Raw genomic sequence first — 19038 nt, forward strand, 5'->3', positions numbered from 1 at the left:
CGTCGGGACTCGACCGCAGGCGTCGGCGGTCGCAGGGTTCGTCAGGTGCGGTCGTAGTGGCGGTGGGCGGCGATGGCCGTGGTGAACGCGTCGACGAAAGCGGCGGAGGCGTCCGCGTCGACGACGACGCCGGGCGCGTCGGTAGGCACGGCGCAGTGTTCCAGGAGGGCGCCTGCCTCTCCCGTGGCGCCGATCGCCTTGCCGTGGCGATACGCCTGGACGAGGAATTCCCGGGCGTCGGCGTCGCCCCGCAGCGCCTGGACCGACTCGGCGCCTCCGGGAACGTACACCGCGTCGTACAACGGCGATCCCATCGTCAGCAGCGAGCGCGGCGCCTCGATCTCCTCGTCGTCGGACGCGCGTAGGGGACCCTGGCGCGGGCCCACCACCTCGCAGGTCGCCCCGTGTTCGGTCAGGCGGGCCGCGACGGCGCGTACGTGGTCGCCGCCGACGCCGTCGGCGGCCAGGATCGCGATCCTGCGCGTGTGGATGCCTCCTTCGCCCGGGTTGTTGGCGATGCTCAGTGCCGGGGACGGCTCGCCGACGGGTGCCGGTGTGCGGGTCGGCGGGGTGATGCCCAGGCCGGCTCCGACGCGGCGTGCGAGGTCGGTGTCCACGTTGGCGAGCAGCGCGACGACGTCCTCGCGGATGTCGTGGGTGTCGCACTTGCCGAGTTCGAAGCGGAAGGCGGCGACGATGTGGTCGCGTTCCCAGTCGGCCATGCTGTGCCAGAACAGCGCCGCCTGACCGAAGTGGTCGTCGAAGCTGGGACTGCGTTGTTTGATCTTGGCGCCGTCGACCCGTTCCTGGTGGTGCTCGTAGCCGCCGTGGTCCGGGCCGGCGACGATCGGGCAGCCCCGGCCGAGCGTGTTCTTGCTGTAGCTGCTGCGGCCACGATCCAGGCGCATCTGATGGTGGCCGTCGCGCTGGTTGTTGTGCACGTCGGCGACGGGGCGGTTGATCGGGATCTGCGCGAAGTTGGGGCCGCCGAGCCTGATGAGCTGGGTGTCGAGGTAGGAGAACAATCGGGCCTGGAGCAGCGGGTCGTTGGTGAAGTCGATGCCGGGGACGACGTGGGCGGTGTGGAAGGCCACCTGTTCGGTCTCGGCGAAGAAGTTGTCCGGGTTGCGGTTCAGGACCAGGCGCCCGACCGGACGCACCGGGACCAGTTCCTCCGGGATGAGTTTCGTGGCGTCGAGCAGGTCGAAGTCGAAGGCGTGTTCGTCGTCCTGGGCCACGAGTTGCACGCCGAGTTCCCATTCGGGGGCATCGCCGTTGTCGATGGCCTCCCACAGGTCCCGGCGGTTGAAGTCCGGGTCCAGACCGCCGATTTTCTGTGTCTCGTCCCAGACGAGGGAGTGCACGCCGAGTCTGGGCTTCCAGTGGAACTTCACGAACGTGCCGCGGCCGGCGGCGTCGACGAACCGGAACGTGTGGACGCCGAAGCCCTGCATCATCCGGTAGCTGCGCGGGATGGCGCGGTCGGACATGAGCCACATCATCATGTGCGTGGTCTCGGGCTGGTTGCGGACGAAGTCCCACAGCGTGTCGTGCGCGGACTGGGCCTGGGGGATCTCGTTGTGCGGCTCGGGTTTGACGGCGTGCACGAAGTCGGGGAACTTCACCCCGTCCTGGATGAAGAACACCGGCATGTTGTTGCCGACGAGGTCGAAGTTTCCCTCTCCCGTGTAGAACTTCACCGCGAATCCGCGTACGTCGCGTACGGTGTCGGCCGATCCGCGTGAGCCGGCGACGGTGGAGAAACGGGCGAACACCGGTGTACGCAGGCCGGGTTCGGCAAGGAATGCGGCGCAGGTGACGTCCGCCATCGACTCGTACGCCTCGAAGAACCCGTACGCGCCCGCGCCTCGCGCGTGCACGACGCGCTCGGGGATGCGCTCGTGGTCGAAGTGCGTGATCTTCTCGCGGAAGTGGAAGTCCTCGAGGAGCGTGGGGCCGCGGACCCCGGCCCGTAGCGAGTTGTCGTCGTCGTCCACGCGGACGCCCTGATTCGTGGTCAGGTGCTTGGCCGCGGGGTGCACGCGGTACTGCTCCAGTTGGGCGTCCTTGGCGTCGTGCGGGGTGTCGGAGCGTCGGTGGGTGACGTCCTGGTTCTGCGGGTCCATCCGGGTGGCCTCCTGGGGCGAGTCGCCCGGCTCTCGGTCCGGGTCGCGACGCGGGTACCCGTCTGCGCGAGCGCCATACACCGTCAGGACCGCCACCTGCGAGGCCGGCGGAGCAGGTCGCGGGTGTCGTCGGGTGCTCGGGCGGGATCTCGGGCGCGACGGGGTGGGCCCTGTCGTCGGCAGTGCACGGGCGCCTCGCCGGCTCATTCCTGGGTGCCGGTCGGGTGCAGCCGAAGGGGCGGGCTCGTCCGCGCGGTGCCTGCGGCGTCCGGCTGTCGGTTCCGGTTACGGGAGCAGCACGTCGACGGCCCCGGTGGCGGCCGCCAGGGCGCGGACGAGGGGGGTGCGTGATGGAACAGGATCGCGGCGTTCGACCGCCCGGCGCGGCGGCGAGCCCACACGAACGTGCCGAGTCCCGCGCAGTCGCAGAAGTCGATGGCGTACAGGTCCACGTGGACACTGCTGCAGTGCCGGCCGAGGCAGTGGTCGACGGCGCGTCGCAGCACGGGTGCGGTGTCGACGTCGATGTCCCCGCCGAGGATCAGCAGGGCGGATCCGCCGGCCAGGAACGTGTCGACGGACAGGAGGGTCTGCGTGGCGAGGGTCGGGTCCCTGGGCAACGTGGTTCCTCCGGTCGAAGCGGACGGGCCCGGGGAGACGGCACGTTCGTGTGGGCGGCCCCCGACGTGCCGGGCGTGCGGGGAGCGCCCGCGCGTGCCTTCCGCTCCTGCCCCGACGAACTCGCGGGAATCCGAAGGTGGGTGGTGGGTCGGTGCCGGAGGCGAGCGCGTTGCGGAAACGAAACCCCGGGGCAGCGCACGGCACATCGCAACAACATGGTTTGCGCATGTCCTCCCCCGGACGTTCCGGAATCACCCCCTTGCGGGAGCTTGGACCGCGTGGCACACCGCGTCGTCCCACATCCGCCGCGCTGGGACCCGCGCACCCCGGCCCGCCGATTCCGGCCGGGCCCGCTGCGGAAGGTGGACGGATTCGGTGCCGGATGTGGCCGCGCACGTGCCGGCCCGCGGCGTGCCGCCCGACGCTCGACGGTGTGGTGAGCAAGTCGAGCAGGCGCGCTCCGCAGCCACCGTCGCCGTTCGCGGGACGTTGGAGTACGAGGAGGTCACGGGCGTGATCTCCCGGGCTCCACGGGGCGGCGTGCGATTCCCGCCGGGCCCGCCGCCCGCGCGTGCCCTGTGCGGATGTCCGCCACGGCGACACGACGTGTCCGGACAGCGTCGCCATCCGCCGTTCGGGTGGCGGCGAGGACCTGCCACGCACCGCTTTGCCCGCCAGCGGCACTCGATCCGGTCCGAGGTCGTCGCGTGTCCCGATGCCGACGCCCCACGGCCTGTTCGGCGGTTCCCGGAAGCACTGCGTGCCCAGCCCCCGACCATGGCCCGCGCGCTGCGTCGGAGTCGCGCCTCACGACTTGGACGGGCCCCGATGGGCGCGACCCGGCGTCGTCAAGGTCGGCTGAAGGTTGCCTCGGCGATCCTGGTCCGTGTGTCCTCGAGACGATCGGACTGCGCTTCGGCGCGGACCAGGAGTTCGTCCAACTCCTGTGCGGACAGCCGCCGGTCGCCGTCGGCCACGGCCCGCAGACTCCGCCAGCACATCGCCTTGCCCTCGACTCCCATGCGCATGGTCTCGAGTTCGACGACGCTGCTCAGCGGTGAACGGCTCATCAGCCGGCCGTTGGGTTTCAGTCTGCCCACTCGTTCCATGATCCAGGCAAGAGCGGCCTTCGCCGGTGGTGGCGCGATTTCCAGGTCGCTCATGATCCGCTTGAGCGACCGGCGATCGCGGGCCACCTCGTCCGCGATGGCGGACAGGGTGGGCCCGTGTACCCCGCCCCTGTGGTTGCGCGCGATGCGGCGGGCGAGGTTCTCCCCGCCGATCGAGCCGGCGAAGTGGTCACCCAGGTAGATGCGAAGCAGGCGCGCGGCGTCGGAGCCGTCGCCGCACGGCTTCGCCGAGCGCCTTCGCCGCGCCCCTTGGGAGATCCGAGGCGTCGCCGGTAGGGAAGGCTGTCGTCGCGACGGGCCTGACATGTGGGGGCTCCTCCCGGATGGGCTGCGTCGTCAGCCCCGAGTACCCACTCGGATCGACTCGATACCCAACCCAGGCGACAGGCGAACGGGGCGGGTGCTCCCCGGGAGATGTGGCGCCCTCGCGTCGGCACCGCCGTGGGGCCTCGCCCGGTTGTCTCCTCGACGCCGGTCGGGTGTGGCCGAACGCGAAGGTTCGTCCCCACGGTGACCGCGGCGCCCGGGGGTCGGGAGGCCGCGAAGCAGGTGGAGTTCGTGTCCGAGCAGGGGCAGGGATCCGCCGGCCGGGTGTATGGGCGTGGGGGTGTTCACCGGCCGGCCCTGGGTGCGGGGTCGGTTGGGGTCGTGGGAGGTGTCGGGTCGGCGGTAGCGGTCGCACACGGTGAGGCCCCAGTGGTGGCCGGCCCGCATGCGCAGGTGCAGGCTGTCGGTGTAGCGGTGGACGGCCTGCGTCTCGGTGGGGTCGGGTGGAGACTTCGGGTGAACTGCGGGAGGTCGGCGCTGTGGCGGACGAATTCGCGGGTGCGGGCCTCAGCCGTTGCAATGGCCGTCTCGATCGCGGCGTCGCGTGAGCAGTGCCGGGCGCGCGCATCAGGCAGTGGATCGTGTTGGGGCTGCCGGCGGCTTCCTCCTTGTCGAGGGAGTAGAGGCCGTTGACCAGGAGGATCTGGTCGGTGGCCAGGCGCCGCAGCAGGTGCTGGAAGTGGCTGTGGTGGTAGGCGAGGACGGGTACTTCGAAGTGGGCGCCGCGTTCGGGCATGTCCATGGTCGGTACGACGGCGACCGCCTTGCGGCGCCGGGCGATGTGGTCGTCGTGGTCGAGGTGGGTGCCGGTGAGGCGGTTGGCCGTTTCGGTGCAGCAGGCACGGAGCCGTTCGGCCCGGTTGTGGGCGGCTCGGTGGATCCACTGCCCGGACATGCCGGTGGTTTCGCGTCGCCTGATGTCGGCGAACGCGACGACCGGGACGCGGGCTCCGGGGGCACGGTTGCCGGAGGGGGTGAGGTCAGGACGGTGAGCATGTGCCGGTGGGTGGTCGGGATCGTGTCCGGTGATCGGCCGGGGGTCACCTCGTAGGCGTCGTCAAGGAAGAAGAACCAACCGGTGATGTCGAACATGAGGTCCAGGTCCTCGCCCGTGGCGTCGGGGAACACGTACGCCGCGAGGTCGGCGAGTGCCGGTGCCGGCCGCGCGCGCTCTGCCCGAAGTGGTGAAGCCGGCGATGGCGCCGAAGAAGGAGAGCCCGGACCCCACGGCCACGCAGGTCGGCTCGCCCCGCAGGCCCGCCTCCGCGTTCGCCACCGGCGGGAACTTCCTCGACGCGGCCGCCGCCCGCGCATCCGTGAGCGAGTCGATCGGCGGCTGGGTGCCGGTTCCTGCCCCGGTCAACCACAGGAAGACGCGGGCTGTAGGGCCGAGACCTCACTGAGCGCCATGGTGACGGTGCGGCCGTTCGCCTCGAGGGTCAAAAACCCGTAGTCGCTCTCGCTCAGAGGCCCGCAGACAGTGCCGGCCTCGGTGCTTACGCGGACGAAACTCCGCGCCGCGCCGCCCGTATTGCCGGTGCCATCAGCCTTGTCCGCTTTCACGGGCCACCAGGAAGTGGCCGTCGACAGGGCGAGCAGCGCGACGGCCGTGAAGGTCAGGGCGATTCCGGTACGCAGGGCACGGCTCGCTCGCGGGGAGGCAGCCGGGCGGGCCACGGTCCGGTACAGGGGCCAGGCAGCGAGGCCGACGAGGAAGACCGCGCAGCAGGCGACGACCAGGGCGCTCAGTGCCAGCACCCCGGCCACTACCTGGATGGCCCGTGGGACCCCCGCCGGGCCGCTGTCTTTGAGTACCCCGCACAGGCCGACGAAGCCCAGGACCGCCAGTTGGATGCCCTGCCAGCCCTTGGCGATCGTCCGCAGGTCATCCGGGGCCGGGGCCTGTCCGTGCCCGGCATCGCTCGTCATGGCTTCGGCCTCCTCCCGGCGGGTCGATCCTCACAGGTACGCCCACCCGATCACGGAAGCCACCTCGACGGGGACACACCATTCACCCGTCCGCCACACCACCTTCGTGGCCCTCGGCGTCGTCGACCCGCCGAACCGGTGAACCACCGGCGCCTCACCGACGAATCACCCTGACGGCGGCCGCCCCGCCGGAACACCCTTGGGTTCTACTGAACGTCGCAACACCCGATCTCAGGGAACGCGATGAACTTGAGGAAGACGGCGCCGGGCAACACCTGGCCCACCTCACCGGGATGGCCGAGATCGTGTACGCGCCCGCGCAGCCACCGCGCACTGGATGTGCTCTCGCCCATCAGCACGTGGGAGAGCGGGAAGACCTTCGTGGACAAGACGACGCGCCCCCGGGCCCCACCGGTCGACGACATGAGGCCCCGGTCGCCGTTCGCCCGAGCCACCGCCGTGCCCCACCTGCTCACTCCGCGCGGGTCCAACGGACGCGGCGCAGGGGCCGAACCGCGGTGCGCCGCGTCAACCCAACTCGCCGCCCCTACAGTCCCCCGAGCAGTGGCGCGGCGGCCCGTCCGACGCCCGCGCAGATCTGTACTCCCTCGGCTGTGTCCTGTTCGAACTCCTCACCGGTCGAGCCCCGTTCCCCACCCGCGGGGGTCCCGGCACGCGCCGATGCTCCTACGGCGCCCGTCTCCCGGCCGACGTCCGGCAAAGGGACTGGAGGCGGTCGGTCGTGGGAGGCCCAGGGGCAACGGAGAGTTCCGACGGGCCGGGACGCGGGCGCAGAGATGGAGACGCGGACGTTCCTGCGCTTCTCCGGACCCCGGGACCCCGCGTGTTCGTTGCCGACTTCGCATCGCTGCGGGTCATCGATCCGACGGGCGGGAATGGCTCCGCGAGTACCCGGCCCGCGGCGGTTCCTGCTCGATCCGAGCCCATGCCGCATCCGTCAACCCACCCCGTGACACCGCGAGATCATTCAGGAAGGCTCCCGGCCTTGCAGGGACGTCGTACAACACCATGGGATCCGATGCCGGTTCCACGAACGCGTCGAACCGGCGGGTGGCGCCGCCGGCCAGGGTGGTGGCAGCAGTCGGCCGGCCCACACCCCTCCTGCTCGTCGATGGTGGCCGGGCCCACCGTGACGCCCTCGACCTTGTCACGTCCGCACGGGATCACGTCGTGCTCTTCGTCGGTGGCCTGCCGGAACTCCGGCAACGCCGACACCCGCGTCTCGCGCTGTTCGGGGGTGGGACCGGTCTTCCCGTGGAACTCGGTCGCGAACGCCTCGATCTCGGCCGCCGGGTGCGCCACCGGCTCCTTGTCGGGCTCCGGACCGCCGCCGGCGCCCTCGCGACCACCACCGGTGTCGTGCCCCGAGCGGTCGTCCGGAATTCGGAATGCGCGGTGTCAGGGGATCTGTGGCAGCACCCGGTCGCTCTGGCACACGTAGCGCGTGCCGTCCAGGGTGAAGCACTTGAGCGGCTCCCAGTCGCGAACGCCGGGCAAGCGGTGGACGTACAGGTCCCGGCCGGCGGGCAGGAGTTCGTACTCGCTGGGAGTGCCTCCCGTGAAGGTCCGGCGCAGGAACAGCGCGCCGCCGCGTTCAAGGATCTCTTCGAGCACCCCTACACGTTGGTATCGGCCCAGGTAGCCCCCCGCGTCGTGCGGCGGCCTGGTGCCGTCGGGGCTGTGCGGCGGGCGGGGCGCGACGCCGGCGAAGTCGGTGAAGATCTCCCGGTACAGGTCGTGGTAGAGCGCCTGGGCGTCGCCTCCGTTGGTGAGCAGAACGACCGCGAGACGGGCATCGGGCAGTACACGAAGGTAGGAGGACTGACCCTGGGTCCTGCCGTCGTGGCCGTACACCGCCCGACCGTCCCAGTCCCAACGGGCCCACCCCAGGCCGCGGGTTTCGCCGTTGTCCGGGGTGTTGGGCGTGGCCGTCTGGAACGAACGCATCTCCTCGGCGGCGCGCGCCGACAGCAGCCGGGTGCCGTCGGGCCCGAGGCCGTCGTTCAGGTGCAGGCGGACGAAGGCGAGCACGTCGCCGACGCTGGAGCACACGATGCCGGCCGGGCCCGACGAGCGGGGAACCCACGTGGGGTCGACGCGCGGCCGCCCGTCCGGTCCCGAGGCGTGACCGGCGGCGGCGCGATGCGCGAGCACGTCCTCCGGCAGTGTGTGGCTGCGGGTCAGGCCCAGCGGCTTGATCACGCGTTCGCGCAGCGCGGTGTCCCAGGTCGTGCCGGTGCGGCGTTCGATCAGCCGGCCGGTGAGGATCAGTCCGACGTTGCAGTACGAGTACCCGCGGCCCAGCGGGTGGACCGCCGGAACGTCCTTGAGCAGGGCGGTGAACCGCTCCAGGCAGTCGTCGCCGCGTCCGGTGTCGGGGAGCACGTCGCCGTCGATCCCGCTGGTGTGGGCGAGCAGGTGACGCAGCGTCAGGCGCCGGGTCCGGTCGGGGTCGGGCAGTCGCAGCTCGGGCATATGGCGTACGACCGGAGTGTCGAGGTCGATGGCGCCCTCGTCCACCAGGCGCATGGCGAGGGTGGCGGTCCAGACCTTGGTGATGGAGCCGATCTGCCAGAGCGTGTCGGGCGTTGCCTCGATACGGTCGTCGGCGTTGGCCAGACCGGCGGCGACCTTGACGACCCGGTCGCCGGCCAGAATGCCCAACGAGGCGCCGGGGACCTCGTGTCGGGCGGCCAGCGTGGCAAGCCTGGAGCGCCAGTGCCGGGCCGTGGACGTGTCGCCCGTACGGTCCGCCTCGGCCGGTGGTGCGTCGCTCGCGTGCGCGGCCGGCGCGGTGCCGAGGCTCGCCGTTCCGACCGTGCCCGCCACCGCGGCGGCAACCAGCGAACCGCGCAGCACGGTGCGCCGGGTGGATGTGCTTCGGGTGCCGTCGGCGGCTTCCGCCGAGGAAGGGATCCGGGGAGGGTGGGTCACGAATCTGCCTCTCGATCGATGTCGGTCGCGCAGGCGGGGAAGCGACCGGACCGTGCGCGCCTGAAGACGCCGACGACCCTCTTGCCGTCGCCCCGGGAACACGGCGTCCACACGCGACGCGTCCGGGCGACATCGCGCCCCGGGTGCGGGCGCGTCACTCCCTCGTTCGACGAGCGTAGGAAACGGGGTCTCGAGGGGCATCGTTCTCACGTGGGAGGACTCGGATACCTCTCCGGTTCCCCTTACGCCCACCGCCGGTCGCGCGAACCCAGGACGAAGATCAGCCGTCCGGGTGGTTCGGGCGTCCGCGTCGGTATGGTGCGTGACCTCGCGCTCGGTGCCCGAGCCCACGACGACCGCCGGGTGAACCGACGACGTGGCGTCTTCGACACAGGGCGCCGAGCGGCCACGGTGACGTCCGGGACGTCCGGATCCGCACCGGACGGCCCGACCGTGGGCGGATCCCGCCGAGGATCCGCCCCGAGGAAGTCGGGCTCGCGCCCGGCCCGCGGCGCCGCGTCCCCGGTCTGCGCCGCGACGAAGTCGCCGTTCCGGCCGGCGCCTCGGTGGAGTACTACATCGAGCTCGAACGCGGTGCCGGCTCGCAGCCCTCCGACCGGATGCTCGCCGCGCTCGCCCGCGCCCTGCGCCTCAGTCGCGACGAGCGCGACCATCTGTACCGGTTGGCGAACCGTTCGATCCCGCACCAGGGCGGGGCGACGTCACACGTCCACTCCGCACTGCTCGACCTGCTGACACGAATCGACGGGACCCCGGCGATGGTGAGCACCGACCCGCACACCGTTCTGGTCCAGAACCCGCTCGCCATCGCGATGCTCGGCGACCTGTCCGCGCACCGCGGCCGCGCGGCGAGCTTCGTCTACCGATGGTTCACCGACCCGGCCTCGCGGCAGATCTACCCGCAGGAGGACCTCGGCCCGCAGGCACGGTCGTTCGTTGAGGGCTTCGAGTTTCGGGGCGAGCCACGGGCGGGCCTCGGCGAGGGGACGCGGTGTCAGCCGGTGGCGACGTCCTCAAAGAGGCCGTCGAGGGTGCGACGCCATCGACAACCCCTTCACCATCCAGAGCAGGAACAGCGGCGACTCGTGGATCTCGGCCGCGAACGCCCGGCCGGCGACGACCGTCAGCGGGCACTCGTACGCCTTGGGGACGGCTTCCTGGAAAACAGGTGCGCGGTGCCGGCGATCGCCGGGGCGGCCGGCGCGGCGGGGTCGACGACGCTCGCGTACACCGCAACCGACGCGCCGTCCGCCACGCCACGGGACAACGCAACCGACGTCCAGACCGCATCGACCACCCCGGCACTCCTCTCCGGCCCCACCTGACCGACGCGAACCCGACCCGCGCGAACTCGACCGGTGTCGGCAACAGCGCATTGTGCTTGTCCTCGGCCGTTGTTCGGATCGACTGCCGATGCGCAACCCGGGCGGGTTCGACCCCACTTGCGGTTCTCGGGTGCGGGTACTTGGCTGTGGCGCCATGACCTCCAACCACGATCTCCTGTACATCGACGGCTCGATCCACCTCCTGGTCCAGTGGGCGTCCGCGGGGGAATCCCTGGAGGACGAACTGGAGCGGTTCTGCCGCGTCGTGCGCGACTCCCCGGTGGCCTGGTCGACCATGCCCCTGGGCGTCGTCTCCGCGCTCCTGGACGTCCTCGCCGACGAGATGGACTCGCCCGGATCCTCGCCGCGCCCCGCCGAGTTCGACGTGCGGCTGGCCCGGGCCGCGGGTGATTGGCCGCCCGCGGAGTTCCTGCGCTACCTGGCCGAGTACCTGCGGACCAAGGACTACGAGTCGTCTCCCGGGTTCCGGCAACTGCCGATGAGTCTCCCGGAGGCCCGGATCCGTTTCCCCCAGGCATTCCAGATCCTTCACAGGTTCGTCCGAATCTCCGCCTCGGATCCGTATCCCGACGTCGAGGAGGCGGCAAAGGAGGCGGCCTCCACGGAACACCCGTTCGGCTGCGGCACGGTGATGGTCTCCGCAGCGGCCGAACTGCAGCAGATTCTCCTCATGTTCCGCTCGTACGAGGAACTGGACACCGTCCTGCGCGACTTCCGCGGCCATCCCCTGGCCCGACAGGACCTGCAAAGCCTCTTGGCGGCCATACGCACCCACTTCGACGAGCAACACTGACTCCCGACCGCCGAACAGTCCCGCTCAGGTACGGGTGGTCCACGGTGTAGGGATGCAGACCCACCCGGGTCGAGAGCAGCCGTGCCGATGCGAGGGCCGGGTCCAGGAGGGTGGCGGCGCCGTGACATCCTCCAGCCCGGGCGGGCAAAGGCGTCGGCCCCGCTCTCTCGCGGGAGCGGGGCCGATTGGTTTCGGGGGTGTCGGGGCTTCGGGGGCGTCACTGCTCGCGGAGGTAGGTGAGGACCGCGAGTACGCGCCGGTGTCCGGCGTCGTCGGCGAGCAGGCCGAGCTTGGTGAAGATGTTGCGGATGTGTTTGTGGATCGCGGCCTCGGTGACGTGGAGTTCGGCCGCGATGTCGCCGTTGCGGTGGCCTTGGGCCATCAGTTGCAGGACGTCGCGCTCGCGGGCGGTGAGGGTGGCGAGCGGGCTGCGGGTGCCGCTGCGGCGCATCAGGGTGGTCACCACCTCGGGGTCGAGGACCGTCTCGCCCCTGACCACGCGGTCCATGGTGCGCAGGAAGTCGTCGACGGCGCCTACGCGTTCCTTGAGCAGGTAGCCGACCGCTCCGGCTCCGTCGGCGAGCAGGTCGCCGGCGTATTTGGTCTCCACGTGGGCGGACAGCACCAGCATGGGGAAGCCGGGACGCGACGCGCGGACCTGCATTGCGGCGCGCAGGCCCTCGTTGGTGAACGTCGGGGGCATCCGTACGTCGACGATGGCCAGTCCGGCGTCGAACTCCTCGATGGTCTCGTACAGGCGCTCGGCATCAGGGCGCGCGGCGACCACGTCGATCCCCTCGGCGGACAACAGCGCCGCAAGACCTTCGCGCAGCAGCGTGTCGTCCTCGGCGATCACGACTCGCATGGCAACTCCATCCGCACCGACGTCGGTCCGCCCGGCGGGCTGGCGACGGTGGCCGTGCCGCCGAGCGCCTCGATCCGGCTCGTGATGCCGGTCAGGCCGCTGCCCGTCGTCGATCGGGCGCCGCCTTGTCCGTTGTCGGTCACGGTGGTGATGACGCGCATCTCGCCGTCGGCCTCCTTCCAGGTCAGGTGTATGTCGCATTCGGTCCCGTTGCTGTGCTTGGACACGTTGGTCAGGGCCTCGGCGACCGAGAAGTACAGCGCCGCGTCGACGGACGCCGGTGTCGGTGCGGGTGCGTCGACCCGCAGCCGGGTGGGGATCTGCATGCGGTCGGCCAACAGCCCCAAGGCCGGCACCAAGCCTTCCTCGGCGAGCACCGGCGGGTAGACGTCCCGGATGATGCGGCGCATTTCGGCCAGCGCGTCGCGGCTGGCGTCCTGTGCTTTGGCCAGGGCCGTCGCAACGTCGCCGGTTCCGGTGCTCAGTTGCCGTTGTGCGGTGCCGATGAACATCGAGACGGCGACCAGCCGGTTCTGCGCCGCGTCGTGCAGATCCCGTTCGATCCGGCGCAGTTCGGCGGTGTGCACGTCGACGGCCGAGCGCCGGCGCCGCTCCTCCATCTGCGCCCGCAGCCGGAGTTCTTGCTCGCGGGACGGCGCGAGCAGCCGTTCGAGGAGCTTCGCGTCGGCGGATCCCACGGCGGGCACGGCGACCGCCCACGCGGCCAGTCCGGCGAGCCCGATCAGGCCGGACACCAGGGCGAGCCACCACGTCGTGACCTCGAAGAACTGCTCGGCGGGGCGGCCGTCCGGCATCGCCCACCAGTACGCCGGCAGGGCCAGCGCCTGCAGGGACAGCACCGGCAGCAGGACGGCGACGGCACCGAGCGGGATCCCGATCACGATCCGCTGGAGGACGGCGCCCAGGTCACGGATCGGCATGTTGTCGGCGATGCGTCGGCGGACGACATCCGCGCCGGCGGCGGGCCGCAGGTGGGGAGACGCGATGCGCCGTCCCAACGCCGGTCCGACCCTCCCCCGTTCACGGTCGCTCCAGTGCCGCACCAGCCCGGAAGCGGCACCGGTGAGCAGGAGTCCGACGCCGACCACGGACAGCGCGGCCACGACCATGACGACCGCGAGGACCACCAGTCCGTACAGCCCGGAGACGGCACCGCCCGTCAGGTAGCGGAGCGAACGCGCCGACTGCCGGACCGGCCTGGCATTTCGCAGCCGTCGACCGGCGCCGACACCTCTCGTGGAACTCACCCGGCGAGCCTACTTCCAGTCCTCGGGCCGGCCCCCGGCGACGCACCTCGGGCGGCGGGCCCGCGGTGGAGGTATAGCCGGCACCACCATCAGAGCGGTCGCCCGTGCCACCACGGGCCGGGCACACGGGGGACTGTGCCGCGCGGGCCGCGAATCTACGGTCGTGAACGTGAAGACGCACAGGAGCGAACACCCCGGGAACCACGACGAACACGCCGTGGCCATCAACGGCCTGAGCAAGAGTTTCGGCGCCGGCGCCACGCGCTTCCGGGCGCTGACGAACATCGACATGTCCCTCGCACCGCGGAGTTTCACCGCGATCATGGGACCGTCGGGCTCCGGCAAGACCACCTTGCTGAACTGCCTGTTGGGCCTGGACAAGCCCGATACGGGGTCGATCCGCGTCGGCGGCACGGACATCACCGGCCTGGACGAGACCCGCCTGGCCGAGATGCGGCGTTCGCGGGTCGGGGTGGTGTTCCAGGCGTACAACCTGATCCCGTCCCTCACCGTCGCCGACAACATCTCGTTGCCGCTGCGGCTGGCCGGCCGACCGATCGACCGGCACCGCGTACGGAAGTTGGCCGAGACGGTCGGCGTCGGTGCCACGCTCGACCGCCGGCCGGCCCAGTTGTCCGGGGGCCAGCAACAGCGCGTCGCGTTCGCGCGGGCGCTCGTCACGGACCCGGAGTTGATCGTCGCCGACGAACCGACCGGCGCGCTCGACACCGCGTCGAGCGACGTCGTGCTCGACCTGCTCCGGTCGATCGTCACCAACCTCGGTCAGCGGGTGTTGCTGGTGACGCACGACCCACGGGCGGCGGCGGTCGCGGACCGCGTGCTGTTCCTGCGCGACGGCCGTTGGCACGGCGAACTACGCGGCGCCACCGAGGCGCGGATCGCGGCGACCCTCACCGAGCTCGGGAGCCGGTCCTGAACAAGCTCGCCCGACTGACGCTGCGTGCGCGCCGGGGCCAGGTCGCCGCACTCGCCATCACGGTGTTCTTCTCGGCCGTCCTCATGGGGGCGTTCGGCGTACTTCTCGAGACCGGCGTCCGCGGCCGGGTCTCCACCGGCGAGTACGACAATGCACCGCTGTTGGTCGCATCCCGCCAGTCGGTGCCTGTCGACGGCGACGTCGACATGACGGTCCCGGGCCGGGCGCTGCTGCCGGCTTCGCTGGCCGGCGAGATCACCGCGGCGCTGCCCGCGTCCCGCGTCGTCGCCGACCGCATCGTGCCCGCGGTCCTCGGTGCCCGGGCCGGTGACGGCGAGACGGTCGATGCGCATCCCTGGTCCGCGTTCGCACTCGGGAATCGTGAACTGGCCTCGGGACGCGCGCCCGTCGGCGCGGACGACATCGTGCTGCCCGGCCACGTCGCGCGCGCCCACGGCCTGGAGACCGGGGAGAAGGTCGCGCTCGGCTTCGGCGACCGGCCCGTGCAGTACACGCTCGTCGGCACGACCACAGCCGACGACGCGGGAGTCGACGTCCCGGACGTGTATCTCACCGACGGGCAGATCGCGACGCGCGGCAACCCCGACCCCGGCGTGGCGGTCATCGGCGTCTGGCCGCAGGCGACTTCCGATGCGGACGTACTCGCCCGCCTCGCCGCTCCGGCCGGGGCGCGGCTGTGGGACCGCGGCGACCGAGGGCCCGTCGAGGCGGTCTCCCAGGGCCGGGCGACGGCGGACCTCGTCTCCATCGCCGGTGCGCTCGGTGCCGTCGCGCTGATTGTCGCGGTGTTCACCGTCATAGCCCTCACGTCGCTCCAAATCCGCGAGCGTTCACGCGAGTTGGCCATGCTCCGCATCGTCGGTGCCACGCCGCGGCAGGTGAAGCGGCTGCTGCGCGCGGAGATCCGGATGGTCGCCGCGTCGGCCGGCGGCCTCGGCGGCGTCGCCGGACCGCTGGTGGGCGCGGCCATGATCGGCGTCATCCGCTCCTGGGGAGTGCTGCCCGCGACTCTTGAGCCGGTCTTCGGCCCCTTGCCTTTCATCGTGGCGATGCTGACCGGTTTCCTCGCCGCCGAGATCGCCACGCGCGTCGCGGTACGCCGGGTGACCCGCAGCAGCCCGCTGACGCAGCTCGAAGACCGCGACGCAGGCACCTCGGCATCGCGGCGGACGCGGCGCATCGTCGTCGGAGTGGTTCTGGTCGCGGTGGGCATCGTGATGGCGCTGGCCCCGACGTACACGTCCAACGTCGATGCGGCCAGTGGACTCCCGGGCATCTCCGGACTGGTGATGGCCCTGTCGATCGGTCCGCTGAGTCCGCAGGTGGTGCGCGCGGCGGCGGCGATCGTGCGCCGGCCGGCGAGGCGCTACGCCGCGGCGTACACGGCGCTGGAGAGCATTCGCCACCGGGCCGCCCGGGTCGGCGGCGCGTTGACCCCGATCGTCCTCGGCGTCGCGTTGGGTGCGGTCCAGCTCTCCGGCGCGGCGACGGCCGGTGCCGTCTCGGCGGCACAGGCGGACGCGGGCACGCGCACCGACATCACGGTCACCTCGCCGACGGTCGGAGTCAGTGACCGGACGGTCGAACTCGTGCGCGGCGCACCCGGGGTCGCATCGGCCATTCCCATCGTGACCACCCGCGTCATCGTGCAGCCGCCCGCCGGCAGCGGCAACAGCCCCCAGACCCTGAACGCACTCGGCATCGCCGGGGACCGGGTGGAACACTACGCCGATCTCAAGCCCAAGGACGGCGACCCGGTCCGGCTCCGGGAAGGCGATGTGGCGCTCGGTGTCCTCGGTGCGGCCCAAGTGGGGGCCCACGTCGGAGACGAGATCACGGTCGTACCGGCGAACGGGCGTGCGCTCAAGCGGCACGTGAGCGCGCTGTACGAACGCGGACTCGGCTTCGGCGACGTCCTTCTCCCCCTCGGCGACCTGCAGCCGGCCACCGCGTCGGGGCTCCCGTCCGGCCTGGCCGTCGCAGTCCCCGCCTCCGCATCGGCGGCACGCGTCGCGGAGGCCATCCGCGACCGCCTCGCGGACGTCCCGGGAGTCGAGGTCTCCGGCTCCGGCGGTGCCGCCGCCGGCGGCGATGCGTCAAGCGGCGACGAGAAGTTCGGTCTGCTCATCCTGCTGGTCCTCTTCGGCTACATCGCCATCGCGGTCACGAACTCCCTCGTCACCGCGACCATCTCCCGCCGCTCGGAATTCGCGCTGCTGACGGCCGTCGGCGCCACCCCGCAGCAACGGCGCTCGATCCTGCGCTGGGAGGCCGCCGTCCTGGCCACCACGGCGTGCATCGTCGGCACCGCCTTCGCCCTGCCCGGCCTGTTCGCCATGACGTACGCCCTCAGCAACGGCGACCGCATCGCACCCGCGATCGACCCCGTCACCTACACCGCACTCGTCGCCTTCACCTTCGTCCTCGTCTTCGCTGCCACCGCCCTCGCCGGCCGGTCCGTCATGCGCGACCGGCGCTCGTGACCCTGGTTCCGGTCTCGGTGGTCGGCGTCGACAGGAGAAGTGTGAATGACTGAGTACTCACGTGACGGACCAGCGGAGGACACTCTCCACCGCGAAGGAACGACACGAGAGGGTCGGCGAGAACGATGCCCCGGCTGCCGGCGCGGGAGGGGGCCGGGATCGGAACAAGCGCGCACCCGATCCACAACGGCGCGGTGCGCGGTACGCGGTGCGCTGCCTTCTCGAACCCTGCAACACCACAGGCCAACCGGCCCCTCGGCCACGCACACACCCCACACCACACGCCGCCCCCCCACATCACCAGGCACAGACCAACGTTCTCAACCGGTGCCGCACCACGGGCCGGGGCACCACAGCGCCGACCCCGCATCGAGACAGCGCAGCTCGAAGGCCGTCCTTCTCCGGACTTCACCATGGCTCACGAGACACCCGACCCGTTTGCGCACGCCGCCGCTTGGGACTGCGTGCGTTGCGCTGTTCGGCGGGTCTGGTCGAGTAATTCCTGCCACTCTGATGCTTCGGGACGGGGCCGAGGGCGAGGGGTGGGGCCCATGCGTGCGGTGGTGGTGGGGATCGGGCGTTTCGCGGCGGCCGGGGCCGGCGAGATGCCGGTGGGTGCGAGGGCGTGGGCGGATCTGCCGTTCGTCGACGAGGTGGTGCCGCCCGTCGTAGCGGCGTTGAACCGCCTGGGGTATGCGACCGACGTACACAAGGACATCGGTGCCGGTGCGTTGCGGGCGGCGATCGGCACGGCGCTGGGGTCCGCCCGGCTGATGTATGTCGCCGCCCACGGGGATGTTGCGACGGCGAATCCTCATCGAGTGGACGTAGTGCCGGCGGACGGGTGCGTCGGGGTGGGGACGAACGCCGCGCAGTGGGTGGACGACGCGCAGACGTTGGGCGTGCCGACGTTGTTTCTGTTCGATCTGTGCCGGGCGGGGCGGGCGGCGTCGTTGCCGCACATGGTGCACGGGTCGGACACACCGGCGAACGCGTGGGTGATCGCGGCGTCGGGTGGGGGTGAGGATGCGTACGACGGGCGGTTCAGCATCGCCCTGGCCGAGGTTTTCGAGGAGGTCGCCCGCACCGGGTTGGACACCGATCCGGCACGGACGCACGTGCCGTTCTCGAAGGTGGCCCGCCGAGTACGGCAACGGGTGGAGCGCATGCCCGGGATGGTGCAGACGGTGCAAAGCACGGCGATGGTGCTCGCGGAGGAGGAGCCGGATCTGCCGTTCTTCCCCCATCCCGGCCACGACCCGAAGGCGGTGCGTCTGGGCGGTGTGGAGCCGGCGCTGCGGATGTTTCTCGACCCCTCGGACGCGTTGCACTTCACCGACAAGGCCGGCCTCCGGTTCACCGGGCGGCGTTCGCAATTGCGAGTCCTCGCGCCGTGGTTGGACGACGTCACGACGGGCGGCCTTCGGGTGGTGACCGGGAATCCGGGGATCGGCAAGTCGGCGTTGTTGGGGGCTCTGGCGTGTGCCGCGCACCCCGAACTGGTCGCGGTGGCCGGGCATGTGCGCGAGCGGTTGGACGCCCGGGACGCGGCGGGATGTCCCTCGGTCAACGATCGGTTGGCCGCGATGCACGCGCGCGGACGCACTTCGGCGCAGGTGTTCGCGTCCGCGGCCCGGCAACTCCATGTGGATCCCGGGCCCGACGCGCTGGTGGACGCAACGGTGTTCATCGGTCTGTTGCCTGTGGCGGGAGAGGTTCCGGTGTTGATCGTGGACGCCTTGGACGAGGCGTCCGACCCCGCCGGGTTGTGCGCGGACCTGGCCCGGTTGGCGCAGGCCGCCCGGGCCGATGGTACGCGCGCGGTGCGGCTGCTGGTGGGCACCCGGCCGTGGCCGATGTTCGACGCCCTGCTCGACCGGGCCGCCGAGACGGGCGGTCTGATGGACCTGGACGCCGCCGACCCCGACGAGGTCCGCGAGGATCTGGCCGACCATTTGGGCGCCCGCTTGGCCGACACTCGTACCTATGGCCCGCCGCGCATGCGCGCCGTCCGGCAACGCCTTGCCCGAGCGATCGCCGATCGCCTCTCGCCACGATCGGTGCGCGGTACGGAGTGGGGGGCCTTCCTGGTGGCCGAGATCTTCACCCGCCATCTGGCCCAAGTCGGCGCGCCGGAGGACCTCGACGCGGCCGACGCTCTCGGCCGTTCGGCGCCCGGGACGCTGCCCGAGGTGCTCGAACGCGATCTGGCCCTT

At 71.5% G+C, this 19038-nt stretch carries 13 protein-coding genes and 1 pseudogene; 5 read left to right on the forward strand and 9 right to left on the reverse strand.

Features of this window, described 5'->3' with window-relative positions; genetic code table 11:
• Window positions 1-41: 41 nt before the first annotated feature.
• From ACFXMF_RS38275 to ACFXMF_RS38305, 7 genes and pseudogenes are all read right to left on the reverse strand, one after another.
• Window positions 42-2126: a catalase gene (locus ACFXMF_RS38275; protein ID WP_379989219.1), complete on the reverse strand. Its 2085-nt coding sequence runs from the start codon at window positions 2124-2126 to the stop codon at window positions 42-44.
• 203 nt (window positions 2127-2329) lie between these two features.
• Window positions 2330-2746 (reverse strand): STAS domain-containing protein, encoded by a 417-nt coding sequence (locus tag ACFXMF_RS38280; protein ID WP_379989218.1) that lies wholly within the window; start codon window positions 2744-2746, stop codon window positions 2330-2332.
• An 849-nt stretch (window positions 2747-3595) separates the two neighbouring features.
• Window positions 3596-4183 carry a hypothetical protein gene (locus ACFXMF_RS38285; RefSeq protein WP_379989221.1) on the reverse strand — a complete coding sequence of 196 codons (588 nt, stop codon included), beginning with the start codon at window positions 4181-4183 and terminating at the stop codon, window positions 3596-3598.
• 631 nt (window positions 4184-4814) lie between these two features.
• Window positions 4815-5099 (reverse strand): annotated as a pseudogene (locus ACFXMF_RS38290) (terpene synthase family protein); the annotation flags it as partial.
• Between the two features lie 464 nt (window positions 5100-5563).
• On the reverse strand, window positions 5564-6133 hold the full coding sequence (locus tag ACFXMF_RS38295) for a hypothetical protein (protein WP_379989217.1): 570 nt from the start codon (window positions 6131-6133) through the stop codon (window positions 5564-5566).
• Between the two features lie 206 nt (window positions 6134-6339).
• Entirely contained in the window at window positions 6340-6522 is a 183-nt protein-coding gene (locus ACFXMF_RS38300; protein ID WP_360313920.1) for a hypothetical protein, read from the reverse strand.
• A 1030-nt stretch (window positions 6523-7552) separates the two neighbouring features.
• Window positions 7553-9088 carry a serine hydrolase domain-containing protein gene (locus tag ACFXMF_RS38305; RefSeq protein WP_360313918.1) on the reverse strand — a complete coding sequence of 512 codons (1536 nt, stop codon included), beginning with the start codon at window positions 9086-9088 and terminating at the stop codon, window positions 7553-7555.
• Between the two features lie 461 nt (window positions 9089-9549).
• On the opposite strand from ACFXMF_RS38305, the gene ACFXMF_RS38310 reads away from it, so the two are divergent.
• Window positions 9550-10434: a helix-turn-helix domain-containing protein gene (locus ACFXMF_RS38310; protein ID WP_379989220.1), complete on the forward strand. Its 885-nt coding sequence runs from the start codon at window positions 9550-9552 to the stop codon at window positions 10432-10434.
• 154 nt (window positions 10435-10588) lie between these two features.
• Window positions 10589-11248: a hypothetical protein gene (locus ACFXMF_RS38315; RefSeq protein WP_379989216.1), complete on the forward strand. Its 660-nt coding sequence runs from the start codon at window positions 10589-10591 to the stop codon at window positions 11246-11248.
• 217 nt (window positions 11249-11465) lie between these two features.
• On the opposite strand, the gene ACFXMF_RS38320 is transcribed toward ACFXMF_RS38315, so the two are convergent.
• Together ACFXMF_RS38320 and ACFXMF_RS38325 are read right to left on the reverse strand one after the other, a co-directional pair.
• Window positions 11466-12113, reverse strand: coding sequence for a response regulator transcription factor (locus ACFXMF_RS38320; RefSeq protein ID WP_360313912.1), 648 nt, complete (start codon window positions 12111-12113; stop codon window positions 11466-11468).
• Window positions 12101-13381, reverse strand: coding sequence for a sensor histidine kinase (locus ACFXMF_RS38325; RefSeq protein ID WP_379989215.1), 1281 nt, complete (start codon window positions 13379-13381; stop codon window positions 12101-12103). The genes ACFXMF_RS38320 and ACFXMF_RS38325 overlap by 13 nt, the downstream gene beginning before the upstream one ends.
• Before the next feature lie 169 nt (window positions 13382-13550).
• Between ACFXMF_RS38325 and ACFXMF_RS38330 the strand changes: the two genes are divergently transcribed.
• The 3 genes from ACFXMF_RS38330 to ACFXMF_RS38340 form a co-directional block, all read left to right on the forward strand.
• Window positions 13551-14318, forward strand: a complete 768-nt coding sequence (locus tag ACFXMF_RS38330) for an ABC transporter ATP-binding protein (RefSeq protein ID WP_379989214.1) — start codon at window positions 13551-13553, stop codon at window positions 14316-14318.
• Window positions 14243-16822: an ABC transporter permease gene (locus ACFXMF_RS38335; protein WP_379989213.1), complete on the forward strand. Its 2580-nt coding sequence runs from the start codon at window positions 14243-14245 to the stop codon at window positions 16820-16822. Before ACFXMF_RS38330 ends, ACFXMF_RS38335 begins: the two co-directional genes overlap by 76 nt.
• A 551-nt stretch (window positions 16823-17373) precedes the next feature.
• On the forward strand, window positions 17374-19038 hold a 1665-nt coding region (locus ACFXMF_RS38340; protein WP_380021022.1), incomplete at its 3' end, for an AAA family ATPase.

The sequence above is a fragment of the Embleya sp. NPDC059213 genome, from assembly GCF_042754445.1.
Taxonomy (GTDB): Bacteria; Actinomycetota; Actinomycetes; order Streptomycetales; family Streptomycetaceae; genus Embleya.

What these genes read in the sequence shown, in the direction of transcription:
- ACFXMF_RS38275 (WP_379989219.1), bottom strand. Translation starts at nt 2,126, where the DNA reads ATGGACCCGCAGAACCAGGACGTCACCCACCGACGCTCCGACACCCCG.
- ACFXMF_RS38285 (WP_379989221.1), bottom strand. Translation starts at nt 4,183, where the DNA reads ATGTCAGGCCCGTCGCGACGACAGCCTTCCCTACCGGCGACGCCTCGG.
- ACFXMF_RS38295 (WP_379989217.1), bottom strand. Translation starts at nt 6,133, where the DNA reads ATGACGAGCGATGCCGGGCACGGACAGGCCCCGGCCCCGGATGACCTG.
- ACFXMF_RS38315 (WP_379989216.1), top strand. Translation starts at nt 10,589, where the DNA reads ATGACCTCCAACCACGATCTCCTGTACATCGACGGCTCGATCCACCTC.
- ACFXMF_RS38320 (WP_360313912.1), bottom strand. Translation starts at nt 12,113, where the DNA reads ATGCGAGTCGTGATCGCCGAGGACGACACGCTGCTGCGCGAAGGTCTT.